Here is a 20,916-nt window from a genome sequence, read left to right as displayed (position 1 = left end):
GACGCTCAGCGGCGGGCGTGGCGCGGGGAGAGCAGCCCCGCGTCACGGGTCCGCCCGATGAGACGGAGCGCACCGCGCCGGCTGTAGCCGGTCCGGTCCATCACGGCGAGCACCGGATCGGCGCCCCGCTCCTGCGCGGCCCGGTACGCCTGGGCGACGACCGGCCACGCGGTCCGCCCTCCCCGGGGGTCCTCACGGTGGTGCGTGCCGCCGGTCCCCTCCCCCGGTTCGGGCTCGGCACCGCAGGCCCGCGCCAGCGGACCCTCGATCCAGTCCGCGAACACGGCCAGGTCCTCCAGCGCGAGCGCGGGGCGGGCCTGGATGTCCTCCACACCGACCCAGCCCTCGCCCACGGACGCCAGCGCCTCGATCGTGGCCCCGTCGCGGAAGGCCAGCCGCACATGGAGCCACCGGGTGGTGCGCCCGCCCTCCCGCACCTCCCACGCGGGCCACACGGCCACCGCACCCTCCGCCGGAGAGCGATCGGAAAGTTGAAGAAAAGATGCCTCGAGCACACAGGCAACGTAACGGCGTGATCAGTTTCCCTCCGTAGAACACGCACCCCGGACGGCGGACGGCACCCTGTCAGCGGAGTGCGGGCGGTGCCATGCTGGGAGGCACCGGCCGGTCCCCCGCCGGTGCCCCTCGGGGTGAGGAGTTCCCCGTGCTGCGTGTCGCCGTCGTCGGAAGCGGACCCAGCGGGTGCTACACCGCCCAGCATCTCGTCCAGCTCGACCCTGGGGCGCGGGTCGACGTCCTCGACCGCCTGCCCTGCCCGTACGGCCTGGTCCGCTACGGCGTGGCCCCGGACCACGAGAAGATCAAGTCCCTGCAGGGCAGCCTGCGCACGGTGCTGGAGCACGAGCGGGTGCGGTTCCTCGGCGCGGTGCCGGTCGGACCCGGCGGGGTGGCGGCGGCCCGGCTGCGGGAGCTGTACCACGCAGTGGTGTACTGCGTGGGCGCCGCCACGGACCGGCATCTGGGCGTCCCCGGCGAGGACCTTCCGGGAAGCTGGTCGGCGACGGAGTTCGTGTCCTGGTACAGCGCGCACCCGGACGCCGCCGACACCGGGTTCCTGCGCGGGGTGCGGTCGGCGGTGGTGGTCGGGGTGGGGAACGTCGCCGTGGACGTCACGCGCATGCTGGCCCGCGGGGAGGGCGAGCTGCGGCCGACCGACATGCCGCACACGGCGCTGACCGCCCTCGCGGCGAGTGAGGTCGCGGAGATCCACATGGTCGGCCGGCGCGGTCCCTCGCAGGCTCGCTTCACCACCAAGGAGCTGCGCGAACTGGGCACCCTGCCGGACACCGCCGTCCACGTCGACGCGGCCGAGGCGGCGCTCGACCCGGCGTTCGCCGACCCGTCCGGCCTGCCCCCGCCCCGGCGCCGCAACGTCGAGGTGCTGCGCGGCTGGACGGCGCCGCCGCGACCGGACGCCCGGCGCCTGATCCGGCTGCGGTTCTTCCTCCGCCCGGTCGAACTGCTCGCCGTGGACGGCCGGGTGGGCGCCGTGCGCTTCGAACGGACGGCGCCCGACGGCGAGGGCGGGGTCACCGGGACGGGCCGCTTCGAGGACGTCGAGGGGCAACTGGTGCTGCGGTCGGTCGGGTACCGGGGTGTCCCGCTGGAGGGGCTGCCGTTCGACGCGGCGACGGGCACGGTGCCGCATCTCGCCGGGCGGGTGCTGCGCGGGGGCGCCGTCGCCCCGGGCGAGTACGTCGCGGGCTGGATCAAGCGGGGCCCGACCGGCGTCATCGGCACCAACCGCTCGTGCGCGAAGGAGACGGTGACGTCCCTGCTCCAGGACGCCCCGTCCCTCACCGCCCGCACCCTCCCCGACGACCCCCTGCCGGCCCTCCGCGCGGAGGGCGTGCACCCGGTCCTCTGGCAGGGCTGGGAGTCCGTCGAACGCGCTGAGTCCCGCCTGGGCGCCTCCCTCGGCCGGGGCGTCGTCAAGCTCCCGGACTGGGAGTCACTGCTGACGGCGGCGCGTGAAGGAGACGGCGTGGATCCCGGGCCGTGACAGCGCGGACCGCCCGAAGAATGCGGGCGTCGGCGCAGTCGCTCCCGCGAGGAGAGGGTGACGTCCCGGTACGGAGACGCCCGCCGCCGGCCGTCCGGCAGCGCACCTCGCCCCTCGCCCGTCCCCCTACCGCGTCTCCGCCGCTGCCGCCGGCCGGGGATCGACCGGCGCCAGCACCCCGAGGCGGTTTTCGATCTCCTGGGCGGCCGCCAGGCACAGGTCCTCCCGGAACGCACGGCCCACCACCTGCACCCCGCACGGCAACCCGTCGCGGATCCCGGTCGGCACGGCCACCGCGGGCACGCCCACGAAGCTGGTCACCGTGCACAGCCGCATCCCGTCGGCGACCCGCTGCCGACCCGCCGCGTCCCGTGACTCCAGTCCCGGCTCGACGGGCGGCTCGGTGAACACCGGCCCGAGCAGCAGCGGGTAACGGTCGAGGAACTCCGCCCAGGAGCGGCGGATGCCGAGCCAGGCGCCCATCAGCCGCACGAGTTCCGCGGCATCGGCGGGCGGTGTCTTCTCCATGGCCAGCTGGATGTACCGGTCCCCGCCGTCACCGAGCAGCTGCCGCACGGCCGGCCAGGTCGGCGCGAACTCGGTCAGGGTGATCCTGCCGTACGCCTCGAGCGCCTCGTCGAGCCGGGGGACGTCGGCCACCTCCGTCACGTCGTAGCCCGCGTCGCTCAGCGCGTCCGCCGCCGCGGTGAGCGCCTCACGGACGGCAGGGTGCACGCCTCGGCCACCGGGGTCGGCGACGAGCGCGACCCTGACCGGCCCCGGCAGCGGCGGGCCGTCGAGCGGCACCGGCACCGCCCGGGGGTCCCGCGGATCGGTCCCGGCCAGCGCCTCGTACGCCAGCCGCAGGTCGGCGACCGTGCGGGCCAGGGGTCCGTCGGTGACCAGCATCTGCGAGGCCGGACCGGGGTCGTCCGGGCCGAGGACGCGGTGGTCGGCGGGGAACCGCCCGGGGGTCGGCTTCAGCCCCGCGACACCGCAGAATGAGGCCGGGATCCGTACCGATCCGCCGGAGTCGTTGCCGAGACCGAGAGCCGCCATGCCGGTGGCGACGGCCGCCCCGTCGCCACCGCTGGATCCGCCCGGGGTCCGGCTCGGGTCCCACGGGTTGACGGTGTCGCCGAACAGCTCGCTGCGGGTGTGCATCCCGGCGAGGACCAACGTGGGCATGTTGCTGTGGCCGATCGGCACGGCCCCCGCCGCCCGCAGCCGTGCCACCGGCGGCGCGTCGGCCGCCGCCACGAGGGAGCGGAAGCGCGGCAGCCCGAAGGTGGTGGGCACGCCCTCCACCGGGGTGGTCTCCTTCACGGTGAACGGCACGCCCGCCAGCGGCCCGAGCTCCTCGCCCGCGGCCCGCCGTCGGTCCGTGCGCGCCGCGTCCTCGCGGGCCCGGTCGGCCATCAGCTGGGTCACCGCGTTGACCCGCGGGTTGACCTCGGCGATGCGTTCCAGGTGGCTGTCGACCAGATCGGCCGCCGAAATTCTGCCGCTGCGGACCGCCGCCGCCTGGTCGGCCGCCGTCATGGCCCACATCGTGTCCTGCCCGTCCATCGCGCTCCTGCTCCCCTGTCGTGCGGTGCTCGTTCCCGACCGTACTACGGAAGCGATACAGTCGTATCGGAACAAGGAGGCCGACCGACCATGCCCAAGCAGGTGGACTACGGGAGCAGACGTCGCCGGATCGCCGAGGCCGTCTGCGTCCTTGCCGACGAGCAGGGGCCGGAGGGGGTGAGCATGCGGGACGTGGCGGCCCGGGCCCAGGTCTCGCTGGGCGCCGTGCAGCGCTGCTTCCGCACCAAGGAGGAGATGCTCCTGTTCGCCGTCGAGCACGTCGGCGAGCGCGTGACGGAACGGGTCAGGGCGCGCATCGCGGCGGGTCCGGCACAGTCGGCCGCCACCGCACTCGGGCACGCGACCGACGAGGTCGCGCTGCTCCGGGAGGAACACCGCGCCGAGGCGCGTATCTGGCTGGCGTTCGTCGCCCAGGCCGCCGTCGGCGCGTCACTCGCCGAGCCTCTGAGGAACAGCTACGCGGCCCTGCAGGACCTGTTCGTCCGTCTGATCACGGAGGCGGCGGCGAGCGGCCCGGGCGGCGGGGCCGCTGACGCGTTCGCCGACGGGCCCGACGCCGTGCGCGAGGCGCGCACGCTGCTCGCGCTCACGGACGGCCTGACCGGCCACGTCCTGATCGGCCATCTGACCGCGAAGGAGGCCGAGGGCGTGCTGCACGCACACCTGGCCGGACTCTGGGCCCGTCTCGGCGCCACCGGGCCCGAAGCGAAGGGCTGACCAAGCGGACCGAGCCGTCAGGCCCGCGCGTCCCGTGCCGCCTGGCGGCGTGCCGCGACGAGGAGGGCGTCGAGGAGACCCGGGAACAGGGCGTCCAGATCCTCGCGGCGCAGACCGTTCATCTTGGCGGTGCCCTCGTAGACCTGCTGGATCACGCCGCTCTCGCGCAGCACGCGGAAGTGGTGCGTGGTGGTGGACTTGCTGACCGGGAGGTCGAAGCGGGAGCAGGACAACGCGGCCTCGGCGTCCGCCAGTTCACTGACGATGCGCAGACGGACGGGGTCGGACAGCGCGTGCAGCACTGAGTCCAGCCGGATCTCGTCCCGCGTGGGGTGCGGGAGGACGCGAGGGCTGGGTGGGGCGGTCGTCACAGCGGCTCCAGGTGCTCCGGGAAGCCTCATTGTACGAGAACCCTCGTAGTTTGACATCTCCCGTACTACGACGGCTATCGTACGAGTCGCACACTCGCCGCCCCTCCGAACGGAGACCACCGTGAGCACGCTCTTCGAGCCGTACACCCTGCGCGACCTGACGATCCCCAACCGCGTGTGGATGGCGCCGATGTGCCAGTACTCGGCCGCGCCGGACGGCCCGGAGGCGGGCGCGCCTAACGACTGGCACTTCGCGCACTACGCGGCCCGCGCCACCGGCGGCACGGGACTGATCGTCGTCGAGGCCACGGCGGTGTCGCCGGAGGGCCGCATCTCGCCGTACGACCTCGGCATCTGGAACGACACCCAGGTCGACGCGTTCCGCCGGATCACCCGCTTCCTCGCCGCACAGGGCACCGTGCCGGCCGTCCAGCTCGCGCACGCCGGGCGCAAGGCGGCGACCGACCAGCCCTGGAAGGGCGGGGCGCCGCTCGGTACCGAGGAGGGGGCCTGGCAGCCGGTCGCGCCCAGCGCGGTCCCGTTCGCCGAGGACCACCAGGTGCCGGACGAACTGAGCACGGACGAGATCCGGGAGATCGTCGGCCAGTTCCGCGCCGCCGCCCGCCGCGCCCTCGCCGCCGGTTTCGAGATCGCCGAGATCCACGGCGCCCACGGCTACCTGATCAACGAGTTCCTCTCCCCGCACTCCAACCACCGCACCGACACCTACGGCGGTTCGTACGAGAACCGCACGCGGTTCGCGTTCGAGGTGGTGGACGCCGTGCGCGAGGAGTGGCCGGACGACAAGCCGCTGTTCTTCCGCGTCTCCGCCACGGACTGGCTGGACGCGGACGGCTGGACCCCGGACGACACCGTCCGTCTCGCCGCCGACCTGCACGCCCGGGGCATCGACCTCCTCGACGTCTCCACCGGCGGCAACGCCCCGGACGTCCGCATCCCGGCCGGCCCCGGCTACCAGGTGCCGTTCGCCGCGCGGGTGCGCCAGGAGACACCGATGCCGGTCGCGGCCGTGGGTCTGATCACGGACACCGGACAGGCGGAGAAAATTCTCGCCAACGGCGAGGCGGACGCCGTGCTGCTGGGCCGTGAACTGCTGCGCAACCCCTCCTGGGCCCGCCATGCCGCCCGCGAGCTGGACGCGGAAGTGAGCGTGCCGGACCAGTACCACCGCTCCGTCTGACCTGCTCACCACTCCCTGCACCGCGCCGACGGCCCGGAACCCTTCGAAGGGTTCCGGGCCGTCGGCGTCTGTCGTTCCCAGGCGTTCCTGGCCGAATACGGACCACGTGAAGCGTTGACCAGAAAGCGCTTTCCCCTTACGTTCCGTTCATCGACGTGACCGGGTCGTGACTGTTGAACAGCTGACGTCCGCATGTCGTACAGCTACATGAACGTCGTTCACGCACACAGTCCGACTCCCCCACATCACGACAGAAGGAACGACATGACATCCGCGACACGACCGCGCACCTCACACCGCGCGCTGACGGGCACGCTCGCCACCCTCGGCCTCTCGGTCGGCATGGTCCTGACCACCGCTGCTCCGTCCGCGCAGGCCGCCACCTGGCCGACCCCCAACGGCAGCCAGGGCGTCTCCTCCACCATCTCGGTGTCCGGCACCAAGGACTACGGGATGAAGCGCCTCTACGGCACCGGCGACCTCGGCTCCGGCGGCCAGGACGAGGACCAGGGCCCGATCCTGAAGCTGGCCGACGGCGCGGTCCTCAAGAACGTGATCCTCGGCGCCCCCGCCGCCGACGGCGTCCACTGCGAGGGCTCCTGCACGCTGCAGAACGTCTGGTGGGAGGACGTCGGCGAGGACGCGGCCACCTTCAAGGGCAAGTCGTCCGGGGCGGTCTACACCGTGAGCGGCGGCGGCGCGAAGGAGGCGAGCGACAAGGTCTTCCAGTTCAACGGCGCGGGCACGCTGAACGTGTCCGGGTTCGCCGTGCAGAACTTCGGCACGTTCGTCCGTTCCTGCGGCAACTGCTCCACGCAGTACAAGCGGACGATCAACCTCAACTCCATCGAGGTGACCTGGAAGGGCGGCCGCATCGCCGGCATCAACACCAACTACGGCGACAGCGCGACCCTGCGGAACATCACGATCGTCGGCGACAGCAGCAGGAAGATCGTGCCCTGCCAGAAGTACATCGGCAACAACACCGGCAAGGAGCCGAGCAGCAACGGCTCCGGCCCCGACGGCACGTACTGCAAGTACAGCTCGTCCGACGTCACCTACCGGTAGCCCCCCCCCCACGGGCAGCGGCCGTGGGGGACGCCCCGTGCGGCGTCCCCTACGGCCGCCGGCCTTCTGCGCCTCCGCCCGCGTGCGGTCGACTCCCGCCCACCAGCGAGCGCACCTCACTCTCCAACTCCCGCCGGTAGTCCGCGTACGCGGCCCTCAGTTCGTCACCCGGCCAGCCGGCGGGGAGCAGGGAGGGCGGCAGCACGGGGTCCGCGAGCAGATGACGCACCACGGCCGCGAACAGCGTGAGCCGCTCGGCCGGACGCCCGGTGCGCCCCATGTGCCCGAGCAGCTCGCGGGCCTCCCCCGCCCAGGCGTCCAACGGCCAGAGGCGTGCGGCCAGTTCGGCGGCGGGCCGCGCGGGGCGGGCCGTTCCGCGTTCGGCCACCTCGTCGAGAGCGACGGGCAGCGGGCGGTCCAGGTTGGCGGGGCGCAGCCACACCCCCTCGCGCAGCTCGGCGAGGCGCAGTCCGGCCAGCCGGGTGCGCAGTTCCGCCCGTTCGGCGGGCCCGCGCCCGGTCGCGGTGACAACGACCAACTCCCACTCCCCGCGCCAGGAGCGGGTGCGCGGTCGCACCGACTCGTCCTGACGGCGCTGGCGTTCGAGCAGCCGGTCACTGAGGCGGTAGCCGGTGTCCGTGCGGCGCAGGTCCCCTGCGGCGACCATCCGGCTCAGCGCGGCCCGCAGCGTCGACCCGCCGAGGTCGAAGCCTTCCACCAGCCGTCCGAGCTCCCGCGCCGGCAGCTCCGGCGGGTGCGTGCCCAGCAGCAGGCTGAGGACGACCGACCGCGCGGACAGCGGACGCAGCCGCGGCCCGTCCGGTACCGGCTCCCCCGGGTCGTTGCTCCGCATGAGCCGTACTTTAGGCCCCGACCGGGCGCGGTCCGCTCCCGGTGACGCCACCTGCTCCCCCCGGCCGTTGCCGCACGACCTCCTCCTAGTCTATTGGGCGGCCGGGGCGGCCGTTCCTGGTCCGCGCGTACACCGGGTTCGACGACGGCACGCGCCTCGGCGGGCCGCACCCGACCGCTGCGCCGGAGGAAGCGACGCGGTACGCCGTGCGGGGCCGCCGTCTGGACCTGGTGGCGCAGTACCGGTCGGCGGCGGGGACGTCGACGGCTACTGCCGGTTCCTGCGCGAACTGGTCGAGCAGTACGGCGCGGTGACGAGCACCCTCCAAGTGACGGAGGAGCCGAACGACACGGTCAACCCGGTCCTCGACGGCTGCTACCCGTCGGTGCGGGAGGCGATCGTGCTCGGTGTTCCGGCGGTGAGGGAGCGCGCCCGGGAGCTGGGGCACGACGAGTTGCGCGTCGGGTTCAACACCACCCCGATGTTCGGCCCGTCGGCGTCCTTCATCTCGGAGCTGACCGAGCTGGGCGGGCCGTCCTTCGTCGAGGAACTCGACTACGTGGGGCTCGACTTCTTCCCCGACGTCTTCCGCCCTGTCGCCGCGGCCGACCTCGCGTCCGCCGTCGAGGGGCTGCTGCGTCACCACCGCGACGCCGTGCTGACGCCTGCGGGGCTGGGACACCTGCCGCTGCACATCACCGAGCACGGCTGGCCCACCGGCGAGGAACGCCCTCCGCACCGGCAGGCCGAGGTCGTCGACACGGTGGTCCGGGCCGTCGCCGGGCTGGCGGAAGAGCTGCGGCTGAGCGGTTGCACCCACTTCGCGCTACGGGACGCCGACAGCTCACAGCCGGGGCTGTTCCACCGCTTCGGGCTCACCACGGACGACTACACGCCCAAGCCCGCCTTCGACACGTACAGGGCGCTGATCGACCGGCACGGCTGAGGGAGCGCTTCGACGTGTTGCACTATTGCTGCGATCGCGGCGACAGTGCAACACTCAGCCATGACCATCACGCGCGCTGACGAGCTGCAGCAGACCCCCTTCGGACTCGGCGCCCTCGGCGGCGCCACCCATGACGTCACCAACCAGCCTCCTCACCCGGCCCCGTACGACGCCTCGGACGACGTCGCCCTGCTCGAAGGGGTGCGGCGGGAGGGCGCCGGCTGGGCGGAGGAGGACCTGCGGCGGCTGGGACGGCTGGCGGGCAGTGAAGAGGCGCAGGAGTGGGCCGACCAGGCCAACCGCCACGAGCCGGAACTGCGTACCCACGACCGGTACGGGCACCGCGTCGACGAGGTCGACTTCCACCCGAGCTGGCACCACCTGATGCGCACCGCCGTCGCGGAGGGACTGGCCGGCAGTCCCTGGGCGGACGACCGCCCCGGCGCGCACGTCGCCCGCACCGCCGGCGGACTCGTCTGGGGCCACACCGACGCCGGACACGGCTGCCCCACGTCCATGACGTACGCCGCGATCCCCGCCCTGCGCAAGCAGCCCGAGCTCGCGAAGATCTACGAGCCGTTGCTGACCAGCCGCGAGTACGACCCCGGGCTGCGCGTGCCGACGCAGAAGCGCGGGCTGCTGGCCGGCATGGGGATGACCGAGAAGCAGGGCGGCTCCGACGTCCGCACCAACACCACCGCCGCGACGCCGACCGCCGAGCCCGGCGTGTACACCCTGCGCGGCCACAAGTGGTTCACCTCGGCGCCGATGTGCGACGTGTTCCTGGTGCTGGCGCAGGCGCCGGGCGGGCTGTCCTGCTTCCTCGTGCCGCGGGTGCTGCCCGACGGCACCCGCAACACCTTCCGCATCCAGCGCCTCAAGGAGAAGCTGGGCAACCGCTCCAACGCCTCCTCGGAGCCGGAGTTCGACGGAACGGTGGCCTGGCTGGTCGGGCCCGAGGGGCAGGGCGTGAAGACCATCATCGAGATGGTCAACTGCACCCGCCTCGACTGCGTGATGATGTCGGCGGCCCTGATGCGCAAGACGCTCGTCGAGGCGGGCCACCACGCGCGGCACCGCAGCGCCTTCGGGGCGCGGCTGGTGGACCAGCCGCTGATGCGCAACGTACTGGCCGACCTCGCGCTGGAGTCCGAGGCCGCCACGACGCTCACGCTGCGGCTGGCGGGCGCGGCGGACCGCGCGGTGCGCGGGGACGCCGGGGAGGCCGCGTTCCGGCGGATCTCGACGGCGGTCGGCAAGTACTGGGTCACCAAGCGGGGCCCGGCCTTCACCGCCGAGGCTCTGGAGTGCCTGGGCGGCAACGGGTACGTCGAGGACTCGGGGATGCCCCGTCACTACCGGGAGGCCCCCCTGCTCTCCATCTGGGAGGGCTCGGGCAACGTCAACGCCCTCGACGTGCTGCGGGCGCTCGGCCGCGACGCGGCGACCGCGCAGGCGCTGTTCGACGAGCTGTCGCTGACGCGGGGCGCGGACGCCCGGCTGGACGCGGCCGTGGCCGGACTGAAGGACCAGTTGGCCGAGGGGTCGCAGGTGACGGCTCGTCGGCTCGTGGAGCGGATGGCGCTGACGCTGCAGGCGTCGCTGCTGGTGCGGCACGCGCCGGCCGCGGTCGCCGACGCGTTCTGCGCGACGCGGCTCGGCGGCGACTGGGGACACGCGTTCGGGACGTTGCCGGCGGGGGCGGGGCTGGACGCGATTCTGGAGCGGGCTCTGCCCGGGCGGGAGTGAGGCGGGGCTCCGGCTTGAGAGCGAGGGCTCCGGCCGAGCGGGCGGACGGCCGCCGGACGCGTGTCGGGCCCCCGCCGAGGCTCGCCGCACCGCCGTGACCTGCGGTCATGCCGCGTCCGACAGTGACTGTCAGTGGTGGGGTGCACACTGACCGGTGTCCTGATCGAGGACGTCGAAGGCGACGTCACGGAGGTGATCGGCATGACCGAGGTACTGCTCGCCGTGGGCACCCGCAAGGGCCTGTTCATCGGACGCCGGCGAGGCGGCTCCTGGGAGTTCGACGAGTCCCCCTACTTCAACGCGCAGGCCGTGTACTCGGTCGCGATCGACACCCGGGGGCGGAGCCCTCGGCTGCTGGCCGGCGGGGACAGCGCGCACTGGGGGCCGTCGGTGTTCCACTCCGACGACCTGGGCCGTACCTGGACCGAACCGGCCCGGCCCGCCGTCAAGTTCCCGCCCGACACCGGGGCTTCGCTGGAGCGGGTCTGGCAGCTGCACCCGGCGGCGGCCGAACCGGACGTGGTGTACGCGGGCACGGAGCCGGCCGCGCTGTACCGCTCGGAGGACCGCGGGGAGTCCTTCGAGCTGGTCAGACCGCTGTGGGAGCATCCCACGCGCTCCAAGTGGGTGCCGGGCGGCGGCGGTGAGGGCCTGCACACCGTGCTGACCGACGCGCGCGACCCTCGGGCGGTCACGGTGGCCGTCTCCACCGCGGGTGTGTTCCGCACCCTGGACGGCGGCGCGAGCTGGGCCCCGTCCAACTCGGGGGTGTCGGCGGTGTTCCTGCCGGACCCGAACCCGGAGTTCGGGCAGTGCGTGCACAAGGTCGCCCGGGACGCGGCGGACCCCGACCGGCTGTACCTGCAGAACCACTGGGGGGTCTTCCGCAGCGACGACGCGGGCGCGCACTGGACGGACATCGGCGAGGGGCTGCCCTCGACGTTCGGGTTCGCGATGGTGACGCACCCCCGTCGCGGCGGCACGGCGTACGTCTTCCCGATCACCGCCGACTCCGACCGGGTCCCCGCGGACCGGCGGTGCCGCGTGTACCGGACCGGGGACGCGGGGCGCAGCTGGGAGCCCCTGTCGGCGGGGCTGCCGCAGGAGGACCACTACGGCACCGTGCTGCGCGACGCGATGTGCAGCGACGACGCCGACCCTGCGGGCGTCTACTTCGGCAACCGCAACGGCGAGGTGTACGCGTCCGCGAACGACGGCGACAGCTGGGAGCAGTTGGCGACCCATCTGCCGGACGTGCTGTGCGTGCGGGCGGCGGTCGTCGGATGAGGTCCGTGCGGATCCCGCCGGGTTCGGGCCACGGGTTGATAGCCGCCGCCGGCACGGCAGTAGGGTGACGCCCGTGGCACCACGACCCTTGAACGAGATCGTCGAAGCGGGCTGGGCGCAGGCCCTCGAACCGGTGGCGGGACAGATCGCCGCGATGGGGGACTTCCTCCGCGCGGAGATCGCCGCGGGACGCACCTACCTCCCGGCGGGGGCGAACGTCCTGCGGGCCTTCCAGCAGCCCTTCGACGAGGTACGCGTCCTGATCGTCGGGCAGGACCCGTACCCCACACCGGGGCACGCGGTGGGCCTGAGCTTCTCCGTCGCCCCCGACGTGCGCCCCCTGCCCGGCAGCCTGATCAACATCTTCCGCGAGCTGAACAGCGACCTGGGCCTGCCCCAGCCGTCGAACGGCGACCTGACCCCGTGGACCGAGCAGGGCGTGCTGCTGCTCAACAGGGCGCTGACGACCGCTCCGCGCAAGCCGGCCGCCCACCGCGGCAAGGGCTGGGAGGAGGTCACCGAGCAGGCGATACGCGCGCTGGCCGCACGCGGGAAGCCTCTGGTCTCCATCCTCTGGGGGCGGGACGCCCGCAACTGCCGTCCCATGCTCGGTGATCTGCCCGCCGTGGAGTCGGCGCACCCGTCGCCGATGTCCGCGGACCGCGGGTTCTTCGGCTCACGGCCGTTCAGCCGGGCCAACGACCTGTTGATCCGTCAGGGCGGGCAGCCGGTGGACTGGCGCCTGCCGTGACCGCGGCCGGCTACCTCGCCGTGGACTCCGGGGGCTCCGGACTGCGGGCGGTCGTCGGGGTGCCCGGGCGCGGTCCGCTGGCCCGGGCCTCCTCGGACGTGCCGGTGCGCACGGGCGAGCGGGGCATCGACCCGGGGCACTTCCTGGAGCAACTGGTGCCGATGGCGCGGGCGATGTGCGCCGAGGCGGGGCTGGGCCGGCTGGACACGGCCGCGATCGGCGCGGCGGGGATGGCGAGTCTGGGCGACGCCCTGCGCGCGGAGCTGCCGGGCGGGCTCGCGCGGGAGCTGGGCGTCACGCGCGCGGTGCTGGCGGCCGACGCGGTCACGGCGTACGTGGGCGCGCTCGGGCCGCGCCCCGGCGCGGTGATCGCGGCGGGCACGGGCCTCATCGCGGTCGGCACGGACCTGGCCGGCTGGCGGCGGGCGGACGGCTGGGGGCATCTGCTCGGCGACTGCGGCGGCGGCGCGTGGATCGGGCGCGCCGGGCTGGAGGCCGCGCTCCGCGCGCACGACGGGCGGGACGGCGGTTCCACGCGGCTGCTGGCGGACGCGGAGGACATGTTCGGTCCGGTGACGGGGCTGCCGGGGCAGGTGTACCCGCGCGCCGACCGTGCGGCCGTGCTCGCCTCGTTCGCCCCGCGCGTGGGCGCGTGCGCGGAGGACGGGGACCCCGTGGCCGTTCGCATCGTGCGTGAGGCGGCGCGGCACATGGCCGACTCGGCGGCCGCGGTGTGCCCTGCGGAGGGCGCGCCCGTGGTCGGCTGCACCGGCGGTCTTCTCGGGCTCGGCGAGGTGCTGCTGGGCCCGCTGGACGAGCGGCTGGCGGAGCTGCTGCCGGACGCGCGGCGGGTGCCCGCCGAGGGCGGTCCGCTCGACGGTGCGGTGCGGCTCGCCGAGGACCTTTCCGCTGGTCCGCTCGCTCTTCCGAGTGACGGGAGGATGCTGTGCGTGACGAGCACGGGGGGAACGGACGTCACCCTCACGGCCGACACCCGTACGTAACTCATCCGACAAAACCGGACGGATACCGCTCACCTGCACCCTCCCCGAACAGGAGACCCCCGGAAGCCACTAACATGCCGCAACATGAGCACCCCCACTGGGCCCGCGTCCGGCCTGCCCGTACGAATGCCGCGCCCCCGCCAGCCCGGACGGCACCGCCGTCCCGAACCCCTGGTGGCTCCCGAGGACGCGCCCGCGCTCGTCCTCGCCGTGCCGGGTACGCCCAGTAGTGCCACCCGCTCGCTCGCCGACGAGGTCGTGAGCATCGCACGGTCCGAGCTGCCCGGTCTCGACGCCCGGATCGGCTACCTCGACGGCGGCGACGAGGAGTTCCCCTCGCTGACCTCCGTCCTCGCGCGGGCGGCCGAGGAGCGCACCGCCCGCTACGAGCAGGCGCGTGCCGCCGGTTCCGACGTCAAGGAGCCCGACGGCCCCGTCGCCGTCGTCGTGCCGCTCCTCGCCGGCCCGGACAGCGCGCTGCTGCGCCAGGTCCGCCAGGCCGTCATGGACAGCCGCGTCGCCGCCGAGCTGACCGACGTCCTCGGCCCGCACCCGCTGCTCGCCGAGGCGCTGCACGTGCGGCTCTCCGAGGCCGGCCTGGCCCGCGCCGACCGCGCCCGTCTGTTCACCGTGGCGACCGCCGCGGACGGCATCATCCTGGCCTCCGTGGGCGGCGACGAGGCGGTGCAGGCGGCCGGCATCACCGGCATGCTGCTCGCGGCGCGCCTCGCCGTGCCGGTGATGGCCGCGGCCCTCGACCAGGAGGGCTCCATCGCCTCCGTGGCCGACCAGCTGCGCAACGCCGGTTCGCAGCAGCTGGCGCTGGCGCCGTACCTGATCGGCCCGGAGATCGACGCCTCGCTCGTCGAGGAGGCCGCGAAGGAGGCGGACTGCCCGGCGTCCGATCCGCTCGGTCCCTACCCGGCGATCGGCAAGCTGGCCCTGGCCAAGTACACGACGGCTCTGGGGATCGCCCCCCAGCAGCCCCAGAGCACCCCGGCCCGCTGACGCGGGCAGCTATCTCGCAGGACGCCTGAAGGGCCCGCTCCGGTCACCGGAGCGGGCCTTTTGGCGTGGGTCTGCCTGTGCGGCCGGGGGAGGCCGTCCGGACCGCGCACACCGCCCAGGACGCAAGCCGCCCGACGGCACCACTTGGCGTGGGCAGAGCCGGGCCGAGTTGGGGCGGCCGCCCGGGACGGATGCTCACCACCCAGGGCACGAACCGCCCGTCGGCGCACCGACGGCATCCCGGCTCCGTCCGGCTGGGCTGGACACAGGCGGCCGCCTGCGACTGGAGCTCAACGCCCTGGAACGCGAGGCGCCTGTCGGCGTATCGACAGCACCCTTGGCGTGGGCCAGCCCGTCCGGGCAGGGGCAGCCGCCCGGGACGGGGGCCCACCGCCCTGGGGCGCGAGCCGCCCGTCAGCGTATCGACAGCTCCACTCGGCGTGGGCCGACCTGTCCGGCTGGGTTGGGCCGGGGGGAGGGCGGCGGTTCGGACGGGAGCTCACCGCCCTGGGGCGTGAGACGCCTGTCGGCGTACCGACAGCACCCCTTGGCGTGGGCAGGGCCGGCCGGAGACGGCCACCCCGGCCAGGCTCATCGCCCAGGGCGCGAGCCGCCCGTCGGAGTACCGACAGCACCACTCCACGTGGACCGGCCGGGCCCCCGACGGAGACGGCCACCCGGAACCAGACTCACCGCCCAAGGCGCGAGCCGCCCGTCAGCGCATTGACAGCACCACTCGGCGTGGACCGGCCTGCTCGGCCGGGCTGGGCGGAAGCGGCGGTTCGGGACGGGGGCTCACCGTCCAGGGCGCGAGCCGCCCGTCGGCGTACCGACCGACAGCACCCCTTGGCGTGGGCAGGGCGGGCCGAAGACGGCCACCCGGGGCAGGCTCACCGCCCAGGGCACGAGCCGCCCGTCGGCGTGACCCCGGCACCACGGTGAACACCGGCGCGTGAAGCCGTGCTCGCGACACCGCCGGGCCAGTGGCCGGCCGAGGCGCGCGGCACCGCGCACGGGCTCGGGCGGGCTGGTGACCGGCGCCTGGCCGGACGCGCTGCCCGGGGAAGACCATCGCGCCTGACCTGGGGCGGCGGCCCACCGCCACCCCAGTTCAGCGGGCGGGCGACAGCCCGACTCTCACGCACCCACCAGCGGCGAGCCCGACGGTGTCCGCAGGGGGGTCGACAGTTCCGCGAGGGTGCGTTCCAGGGTGTGGAGGTGGGCCAGGGCCGGTTCCGTCGCGGCGGGAGTCGTTCGCGGTTCGATGTCGCGGCCCGTCGTGAGGGCCTCGACCGCCGCCTCGACGCGCCAGCAGGCCGCGGCCAGGCGGGCGTCGTGGGAGGCCTCCGGGTCGGCGGCGACGGCGACCAGGCCGCGGATCTCGCGGGCGCAGTCGTCGAGCAGGGCGAGCACCTGTCGGGCCCGCCGCTTGCGGCCGAGCATCGGGTTCAGCGGGTGGACGAGGGGCGCCACGGAGAGGCGTACCCGCGCGAGGAGCTGCTCCAGTTCCCCGACCGTGGGCGCCGGGTCCGCGTCCGGGTCGCCGGCCAGCCGCGCGGCCGTCTGCGCCGTGCAGGCGTGCACACAGCGCAGCGCCCGCTGGATCCAGGCGTCGGTGACGCTGTGCGTGGAGACGGGCAGGACGAAGACCACCGCCAGCGCCGCGCCGAGCGCGCCGACGCCGGTCTCCGTCATCCGCAGGGCCAGCAGGGACGGGGTGAGCACGCCCAGCAGGCCGTACAGCATGGCGGCGAGGACCGTCACCCAGAGCATCATCCAGGTGTAGGAGAGGGCCGCCGTGTAGAAGATGCCGAAGACGGACACGGCGACGACCAGCACGGTGAGCACCGCGTCGCCGTGCGCGGGCACGGCGACGAACAGGGCGAGACCGGCGCCGATGACCGTGCCCAGCACGCGACGGAAGCCGCGCACCAGGGTCTCGCCGCGCGAGGTGGTGTTGACGAACGCCCACCACGTCGCGCCGACGGCCCAGTACCAGCGTTCCCCGGACACCAGTTGCCCCACGAGCAGGGCGAACCCCGCGCCGGCCGTCGCCTGGACGGCCTGGCGGGAGGTGATGCGGGCGAGCCCGGTGCCGCCGGGCGGTGCGGGCGCGGCCGCCGGGGGCAGCCGCCGTTCGTAGCACCACAGGCCGAAGCGGACCGCGCCCGCGGTCGCGACGGACAGCAGCACGGAGGCGGACAGCTCGCCGAGCTGGCCGGTGCGGGCGTGCAGGAACTGCGCCGCGAAGAAGAGCATGAAGGCGAAGATGCCGAGGGCGTGTCCGCGCGGTCCCCAGCGCCTGGCGTACACGCCGAGTCCGACGACGGCGAGGAAGGCGACGTCGCGGGCCACGGCGTGGTCCTGGAGCGCCGCGGCGGTGGCCAGCACGGGCAGGCCGACGACGGGGAGGAGTGCCGTGGTGACGGCCTGCCCCCGGACGGTGGCGTCGGTGACGGTGAACAGGGCGAGGAGCGCGGCGAGTCCGCCGGTGATCGCGCCGGTGAGCGAATGACCGGCGAGCCCGCAGGCGACGACGGCCAGCCCGATACCCAGCACGGCCCGCGTCGCGAACCGCAGCCGGATCCGTCCCGGATCCGGAGCCATGAACACCTTCTTCAGCACCTACCGCCCCCTGGCATCTCGTACGACATGTGTCGTGGCATGAGAAAGGCGCCGCGGGTCCCGCAGCGCCATCGACGCACCCATATCAGCATCTCTGCCACCAGTGGCTCAACTCAGCCACGGAGGAGTAGGCCATTGGTACAATCGGTCCGGCATTCCTTCGGCCATCTCCGTGCCAATGGCCGCCCTTGGAGCGACCGCCCCGTGGCCGTGGACGAACTCGACACCCGCATCCTGCGCCTGCTCCTCGAACAGCCGCGTACGTCCGTGCGCGAGTACGCGCGCATCCTCGGCGTCGCGCGCGGCACGCTCCAGGCGCGGCTCGACCGTATGGAGCGCGAGGGGGTCATCACCGGCGTCGGCCCCGCCCTCTCCCCCGCCGCGCTGGGCCACCCGGTGCTGGCCTTCGTGCACATCGAGGTCACCCAGGGGCATCTGGACGAGGTGGGGGACGCGCTGGCGGCGGTGCCGGAGATCGTGGAGGCGTTCTCCATCACGGGCGGCGGCGACCTGCTGACCCGGGTGGTGGCCCGGGACAACGCCCACCTGGAGGACGTAATCCAGAAGCTGATCGGGATGCCGGGCGTGGTCCGCACCCGTACGGAGGTGGCGCTGCGGGAGCGGGTGCCGCACCGGCTGCTGCCGCTGGTGGAGTCGATCGGCCGGTCGGCGCGCGGCTAGCCCCTGCCATGCTGGACGTATGAGCGCACTCGGCACCCTCTCGGTCGTCTTCGATCTCGACGGAACACTCGTGGACAGCGAGCCGAACTACTACGAGGCGGGGCGCCGCACACTCGTCGAGTACGGCGTCCCGGACTTCTCCTGGGCGGAGCACGAGCGGTATGTGGGAATCAGCACCCGGGAGACGATCGCCGACTGGCGCCGCCGTTACGGCCTGTCGGCGTCGGTGGACGAGCTGGTCGCGGTCAAGAACGGCCACTACCTGGAGCTGGCCCGGACGAAGACGACGGTGTTCCCCGAGATGCGCGCCTTCGTGGAGCGGCTGGCGGACGCGGGGGTCCCGATGGCCGTGGCGTCGGGATCGTCGGCCGAGGCGATCGACGTGATCCTGGCCGGCACCGGCCTGGACGCACATCTGCGCACCGTCGTGTCGGCCGACGAGATGGCCCGTGGCAAACCGGCGCCGGACGTGTTCCTGGAGGCGGCGCGGCGGCTCGGCGCGGACCCGGCGGACTGCGTGGTGGTCGAGGACGCGGCGCCGGGCGCGGCCGCCGCGCACGCGGCCGGGATGCGCTGCATCGCCGTCCCCTACGTCGCCGCGCAGGCCGACGCGCCGGAGTTCGCCACGGTGGGCCTGCTGCTGCGCGGCGGCCAGTCGGAGTTCACGGCGCGGGCGGCCTGGGAGTGGCTGACCGGGACCGGGGCCCACAGCGTCCGCCGGAGCTGACCCGCACCGGCGCGGGAGCCCTCGGACGCCGTGCGGGGGCCGCTCCCCGAAGCGGCCGAAAATTCTTTCCCGAACGGTGATTGTTACGCGCTCCGCGTCCGTACTTCCTGGTGTTGGGCCGTTCTTAACCCAGGAGGCACGATGCGCATCTCGCGCAGCACGGCAGGAACCGCGTTCGTGGGCGGAGCCATGATCCTCACCCTCACCGCGCTGGCCTATCCCACCATGCTGGGCGTACAGACCACTTCGACCAAGGCGGACCGGGTGGTCGCCAACACCAACTACGGCCCGCTGACCGAGGCGGACCGCGACTTCGTGGTGAAGGTGCGTGCGGCCGGACTGTGGGAGCACCCCTTGGGGCTGCTGGCGATGGAGCGGGGTACGACGCCCGAGATGAAGGAGGCGGGCGAACACCTGGTCGTCGGCCACGGCCGGCTGGACGCCAGCTGCCGCAAGATCTCCCTGGAGCTCGGCATCACGCTGCCGAACCAGGCGTCACCGCAGCAGCAGGGCTTCGTGGAGACCGTCAAGGCGACGAGTGGCAAGGAGTTCGACTCCACGGCGGTGAACATCATGCGGGTGACCCACGGGCAGATCTTCCCCGCCATCGCCAACATCCGGGCGAACACCCGCAACACGCTGATCCGGCAGCTCGCGGACCAGGCCAACGACACCGTGCTCGACCACATCACGGTGCTGGAGAAGACGGGCCTGGTCAATCACGAGCAGGTCAACTTCCAGCAGACGAGCCCGCCGAAGCTGCCGCAGGAGCAGGTCACGCCGCCGGCGCCGCAGGCGGGCGCGCCGGTGATCGCCCTGCCGATCCCGAAGGAGCTGGAGGACCTCAACACGGCCTCCCCGGCGCCGTCGCCGTCCGGCACGGTGCGCTGACGGGGACGCGGCCCGCGGTTCAGGACCTGCGGCGGGGCTTGCCCCGTCGCGGGTTCTTCGCCGTTCCGCCGCCTCCGCCGGTTCCCCGCCGGGCGCGGCCCGCGGCCCCGGCGGACGGCTGCCGGCGGCGTCCGCCGTCTCCCTGGCCCGACCGGTCCTTCTTCGGCTCCGCCTTCTTCTCCTGCGCGGGCTGCGGGCGGCGGCCGCGCGTGCTGTTGACGGTGCGGCCGCGCACGATGCCGATGAAGTCCTCGACCAGGTCCGTGGTCGCCGCCTCCGGCCAGGCCAGGCCCATGCTCGAGGCGGGCGCGTCCTCCAGCGGGCGGTGGGTGAGGTCCTTGCGGTGGTGCAGCCGGGCCAGCGACAGGGGCACCACGAGCACGCCGATGCCCGCGGCGACCAGCTCGATCGCGTCGGCGGTGGTGGCCGGGCGTTCCAGCGCGGGGCGTCCTGGCAGGGTCTCCCAGTGCAGCACGTCGTCGAGGGGGTGCAGCACGATGTCGTCCGCGAGGTCCTCGACGGTGACCGAGTCGGCGGCGGTGACCAGGTGGTCCTTGGGGACCACGACGACGGTCTGCTCGGTGTAGAGGGGGATGGCGCTGAGCACCGTCCGGTCGACCGGGAGCCGGAGCAGACCCGCGTCGGCCTCGCCGTCCAGCAGCATCCCGTGCGCCGGCTGTGGAGGCGCCTGGGTGAGGGTCAGCGGAACGTCGGGCTGCCGCTCGTTCCAGACGCGCACCCACTTGTCGGGCATCACACCGGGGACGTACACGAGGCGGAACGAGGGGGACACTTCCGGGCCGGTCACCTGGCCAGGCTACCGGCCGCGGCCGGCGGCCGTTCACCACGGCCGTGGTCGGCGGCCGCGCCCACGCTCGATACCCTGGACGCCATGACGCAGCACCAGAGCACCCAGACGATGAAGCCCGCGACCGCGGCGAAGAAACTGGGTGTGTACCTCGAGGCCACCCCCGCCGAGTTCCGGGAGGGCGTGGTCTCGCGCGCGGAACTGAACGCGCTCCAGGCCGATCCCCCGCAGTGGCTGCGGGACCTGCGGCGCGACGGCCCGCACCCCCGCCCGGTGGTCGCGGCCAAGCTGGGCGTCTCGATCTCCGGTCTGGCCCGTGCCGGTCTGACCGAGCCGCTCACCACCGAGCAGATCGAGGCGCTGAAGCAGGAGCGCCCCGAGTGGCTGGAGCGGGAGCGCGCCACCCAGGCCGAGGTCCGCAAGGAGGCGGCGCGGCTGAAGCAGCGTGACCGCGAGAACGCGGAGAGCGCCGAGAACGGCGACTGAGGTCCCCCTCGACCGTTCAGACACCCCCGGCCGGGTTGCCGGTCCGGGGGTGTTCCTTTTCCGTCTCTCGTGTGCCGGGGCATCGGGCGCCGCCCCACCTCTTCCGCGGAACAGATATATGCACCACCAT

General features: G+C 73.8%; 19 protein-coding genes and 1 pseudogene. 14 read left to right on the top strand and 6 right to left on the bottom strand.

The window, feature by feature from the left end; translation table 11 throughout:
• Positions 1 to 5: 5 nt before the first annotated feature.
• Positions 6 to 461, bottom strand: coding sequence for a DUF6214 family protein (locus ACQZOG_RS26515; protein WP_359670990.1), 456 nt, complete (start codon positions 459 to 461; stop codon positions 6 to 8).
• 203 nt (positions 462 to 664) lie between these two features.
• Here ACQZOG_RS26515 and ACQZOG_RS26510 point away from each other — a divergent pair, with 203 nt between their 5' ends.
• On the top strand, positions 665 to 2,023 hold the full coding sequence (locus tag ACQZOG_RS26510; protein ID WP_261674654.1) for an FAD-dependent oxidoreductase: 1,359 nt from the start codon (positions 665 to 667) through the stop codon (positions 2,021 to 2,023).
• 126 nt (positions 2,024 to 2,149) lie between these two features.
• Here ACQZOG_RS26510 and ACQZOG_RS26505 read toward each other — a convergent pair whose 3' ends face one another.
• On the bottom strand, positions 2,150 to 3,592 hold the full coding sequence (locus ACQZOG_RS26505) for an amidase (protein ID WP_033277911.1): 1,443 nt from the start codon (positions 3,590 to 3,592) through the stop codon (positions 2,150 to 2,152).
• Positions 3,593 to 3,682: 90 nt separating this feature from the next.
• Here ACQZOG_RS26505 and ACQZOG_RS26500 point away from each other — a divergent pair, with 90 nt between their 5' ends.
• Positions 3,683 to 4,330, top strand: coding sequence for a TetR/AcrR family transcriptional regulator (locus ACQZOG_RS26500; RefSeq protein ID WP_430741897.1), 648 nt, complete (start codon positions 3,683 to 3,685; stop codon positions 4,328 to 4,330).
• A 17-nt stretch (positions 4,331 to 4,347) separates the two neighbouring features.
• Here ACQZOG_RS26500 and ACQZOG_RS26495 read toward each other — a convergent pair whose 3' ends face one another.
• Positions 4,348 to 4,731 carry an ArsR/SmtB family transcription factor gene (locus ACQZOG_RS26495; RefSeq protein WP_382004465.1) on the bottom strand — a complete coding sequence of 128 codons (384 nt, stop codon included), beginning with the start codon at positions 4,729 to 4,731 and terminating at the stop codon, positions 4,348 to 4,350.
• A 91-nt stretch (positions 4,732 to 4,822) separates the two neighbouring features.
• Between ACQZOG_RS26495 and ACQZOG_RS26490 the strand changes: the two genes are divergently transcribed.
• Entirely contained in the window at positions 4,823 to 5,902 is a 1,080-nt protein-coding gene (locus ACQZOG_RS26490; RefSeq protein WP_033277913.1) for an NADH:flavin oxidoreductase/NADH oxidase, read from the top strand.
• A gap of 264 nt (positions 5,903 to 6,166) precedes the next feature.
• Positions 6,167 to 6,970: a pectate lyase gene (locus tag ACQZOG_RS26485; RefSeq protein ID WP_033277914.1), complete on the top strand. Its 804-nt coding sequence runs from the start codon at positions 6,167 to 6,169 to the stop codon at positions 6,968 to 6,970.
• 49 nt (positions 6,971 to 7,019) lie between these two features.
• Here the strand turns inward: ACQZOG_RS26485 and ACQZOG_RS26480 are convergent, their stop codons facing one another.
• The gene (locus tag ACQZOG_RS26480; RefSeq protein ID WP_359670981.1) at positions 7,020 to 7,823 is read right to left on the bottom strand and encodes a PaaX family transcriptional regulator C-terminal domain-containing protein; all 804 of its coding nucleotides are present in this window, start codon (positions 7,821 to 7,823) and stop codon (positions 7,020 to 7,022) included.
• Positions 7,824 to 7,915: 92 nt separating this feature from the next.
• Between ACQZOG_RS26480 and ACQZOG_RS26475 the strand changes: the two are divergent.
• From ACQZOG_RS26475 to ACQZOG_RS26450, 6 genes and pseudogenes are all read left to right on the top strand, one after another.
• A pseudogene (locus ACQZOG_RS26475) lies at positions 7,916 to 8,769 on the top strand (hypothetical protein).
• A gap of 60 nt (positions 8,770 to 8,829) precedes the next feature.
• A complete protein-coding gene (locus ACQZOG_RS26470) occupies positions 8,830 to 10,518 on the top strand; it encodes an acyl-CoA dehydrogenase family protein (protein WP_359670979.1) in 1,689 nt (562 codons plus the stop codon).
• Positions 10,519 to 10,650: 132 nt separating this feature from the next.
• Positions 10,651 to 11,805 (top strand): WD40/YVTN/BNR-like repeat-containing protein, encoded by a 1,155-nt coding sequence (locus ACQZOG_RS26465; protein ID WP_382004457.1) that lies wholly within the window; start codon positions 10,651 to 10,653, stop codon positions 11,803 to 11,805.
• Between the two features lie 73 nt (positions 11,806 to 11,878).
• On the top strand, positions 11,879 to 12,556 hold the full coding sequence (locus ACQZOG_RS26460; protein ID WP_037638295.1) for a uracil-DNA glycosylase: 678 nt from the start codon (positions 11,879 to 11,881) through the stop codon (positions 12,554 to 12,556).
• Entirely contained in the window at positions 12,553 to 13,560 is a 1,008-nt protein-coding gene (locus ACQZOG_RS26455; RefSeq protein WP_359670977.1) for an N-acetylglucosamine kinase, read from the top strand. Before ACQZOG_RS26460 ends, ACQZOG_RS26455 begins: the two co-directional genes overlap by 4 nt.
• Positions 13,561 to 13,644: 84 nt before the next feature.
• A complete protein-coding gene (locus tag ACQZOG_RS26450) occupies positions 13,645 to 14,568 on the top strand; it encodes a sirohydrochlorin chelatase (protein WP_106963231.1) in 924 nt (307 codons plus the stop codon).
• Between the two features lie 1,137 nt (positions 14,569 to 15,705).
• Here ACQZOG_RS26450 and ACQZOG_RS26445 read toward each other — a convergent pair.
• Positions 15,706 to 17,193 (bottom strand): FUSC family protein, encoded by a 1,488-nt coding sequence (locus ACQZOG_RS26445; RefSeq protein WP_037638298.1) that lies wholly within the window; start codon positions 17,191 to 17,193, stop codon positions 15,706 to 15,708.
• Between the two features lie 204 nt (positions 17,194 to 17,397).
• Between ACQZOG_RS26445 and ACQZOG_RS26440 the strand changes: the two genes are divergently transcribed.
• The 3 genes from ACQZOG_RS26440 (at position 17,398) to ACQZOG_RS26430 (ending at position 19,492) form a co-directional block, all read left to right on the top strand.
• Complete coding sequence (locus ACQZOG_RS26440; RefSeq protein WP_033277921.1) at positions 17,398 to 17,874, top strand: Lrp/AsnC family transcriptional regulator; 477 nt, start codon at positions 17,398 to 17,400, stop codon at positions 17,872 to 17,874.
• Between the two features lie 19 nt (positions 17,875 to 17,893).
• Positions 17,894 to 18,601, top strand: coding sequence for an HAD family hydrolase (locus tag ACQZOG_RS26435; RefSeq protein WP_359497695.1), 708 nt, complete (start codon positions 17,894 to 17,896; stop codon positions 18,599 to 18,601).
• 141 nt (positions 18,602 to 18,742) lie between these two features.
• A complete protein-coding gene (locus tag ACQZOG_RS26430; protein ID WP_033277239.1) occupies positions 18,743 to 19,492 on the top strand; it encodes a DUF4142 domain-containing protein in 750 nt (249 codons plus the stop codon).
• 19 nt (positions 19,493 to 19,511) lie between these two features.
• Here ACQZOG_RS26430 and ACQZOG_RS26425 read toward each other — a convergent pair whose 3' ends face one another.
• Positions 19,512 to 20,300, bottom strand: coding sequence for a LysR family substrate-binding domain-containing protein (locus tag ACQZOG_RS26425; protein ID WP_037638300.1), 789 nt, complete (start codon positions 20,298 to 20,300; stop codon positions 19,512 to 19,514).
• 84 nt (positions 20,301 to 20,384) lie between these two features.
• Between ACQZOG_RS26425 and ACQZOG_RS26420 the strand changes: the two genes are divergently transcribed.
• On the top strand, positions 20,385 to 20,786 hold the full coding sequence (locus ACQZOG_RS26420) for a DUF5997 family protein (RefSeq protein ID WP_033277237.1): 402 nt from the start codon (positions 20,385 to 20,387) through the stop codon (positions 20,784 to 20,786).
• Positions 20,787 to 20,916 lie beyond the last annotated feature (130 nt).

This window comes from Streptomyces sp. P13-3-3 (assembly GCF_050571355.1).
Taxonomy (GTDB): domain Bacteria; phylum Actinomycetota; class Actinomycetes; order Streptomycetales; family Streptomycetaceae; genus Streptomyces; species Streptomyces althioticus.
This window is presented reverse-complemented; position numbering and strand designations above follow the sequence as displayed.

Coding starts and splice junctions, on each gene's coding strand:
- ACQZOG_RS26505 (WP_033277911.1), bottom strand. CDS start 3,592: ATGGACGGGCAGGACACGATGTGGGCCATGACGGCGGCCGACCAGGCG.
- ACQZOG_RS26500 (WP_430741897.1), top strand. CDS start 3,683: ATGCCCAAGCAGGTGGACTACGGGAGCAGACGTCGCCGGATCGCCGAG.
- ACQZOG_RS26495 (WP_382004465.1), bottom strand. CDS start 4,731: ATGAGGCTTCCCGGAGCACCTGGAGCCGCTGTGACGACCGCCCCACCC.
- ACQZOG_RS26485 (WP_033277914.1), top strand. CDS start 6,167: ATGACATCCGCGACACGACCGCGCACCTCACACCGCGCGCTGACGGGC.
- ACQZOG_RS26480 (WP_359670981.1), bottom strand. CDS start 7,823: ATGCGGAGCAACGACCCGGGGGAGCCGGTACCGGACGGGCCGCGGCTG.
- ACQZOG_RS26470 (WP_359670979.1), top strand. CDS start 8,830: ATGACCATCACGCGCGCTGACGAGCTGCAGCAGACCCCCTTCGGACTC.
- ACQZOG_RS26450 (WP_106963231.1), top strand. CDS start 13,645: ATGAGCACCCCCACTGGGCCCGCGTCCGGCCTGCCCGTACGAATGCCG.
- ACQZOG_RS26435 (WP_359497695.1), top strand. CDS start 17,894: ATGAGCGCACTCGGCACCCTCTCGGTCGTCTTCGATCTCGACGGAACA.
- ACQZOG_RS26430 (WP_033277239.1), top strand. CDS start 18,743: ATGCGCATCTCGCGCAGCACGGCAGGAACCGCGTTCGTGGGCGGAGCC.
- ACQZOG_RS26420 (WP_033277237.1), top strand. CDS start 20,385: ATGACGCAGCACCAGAGCACCCAGACGATGAAGCCCGCGACCGCGGCG.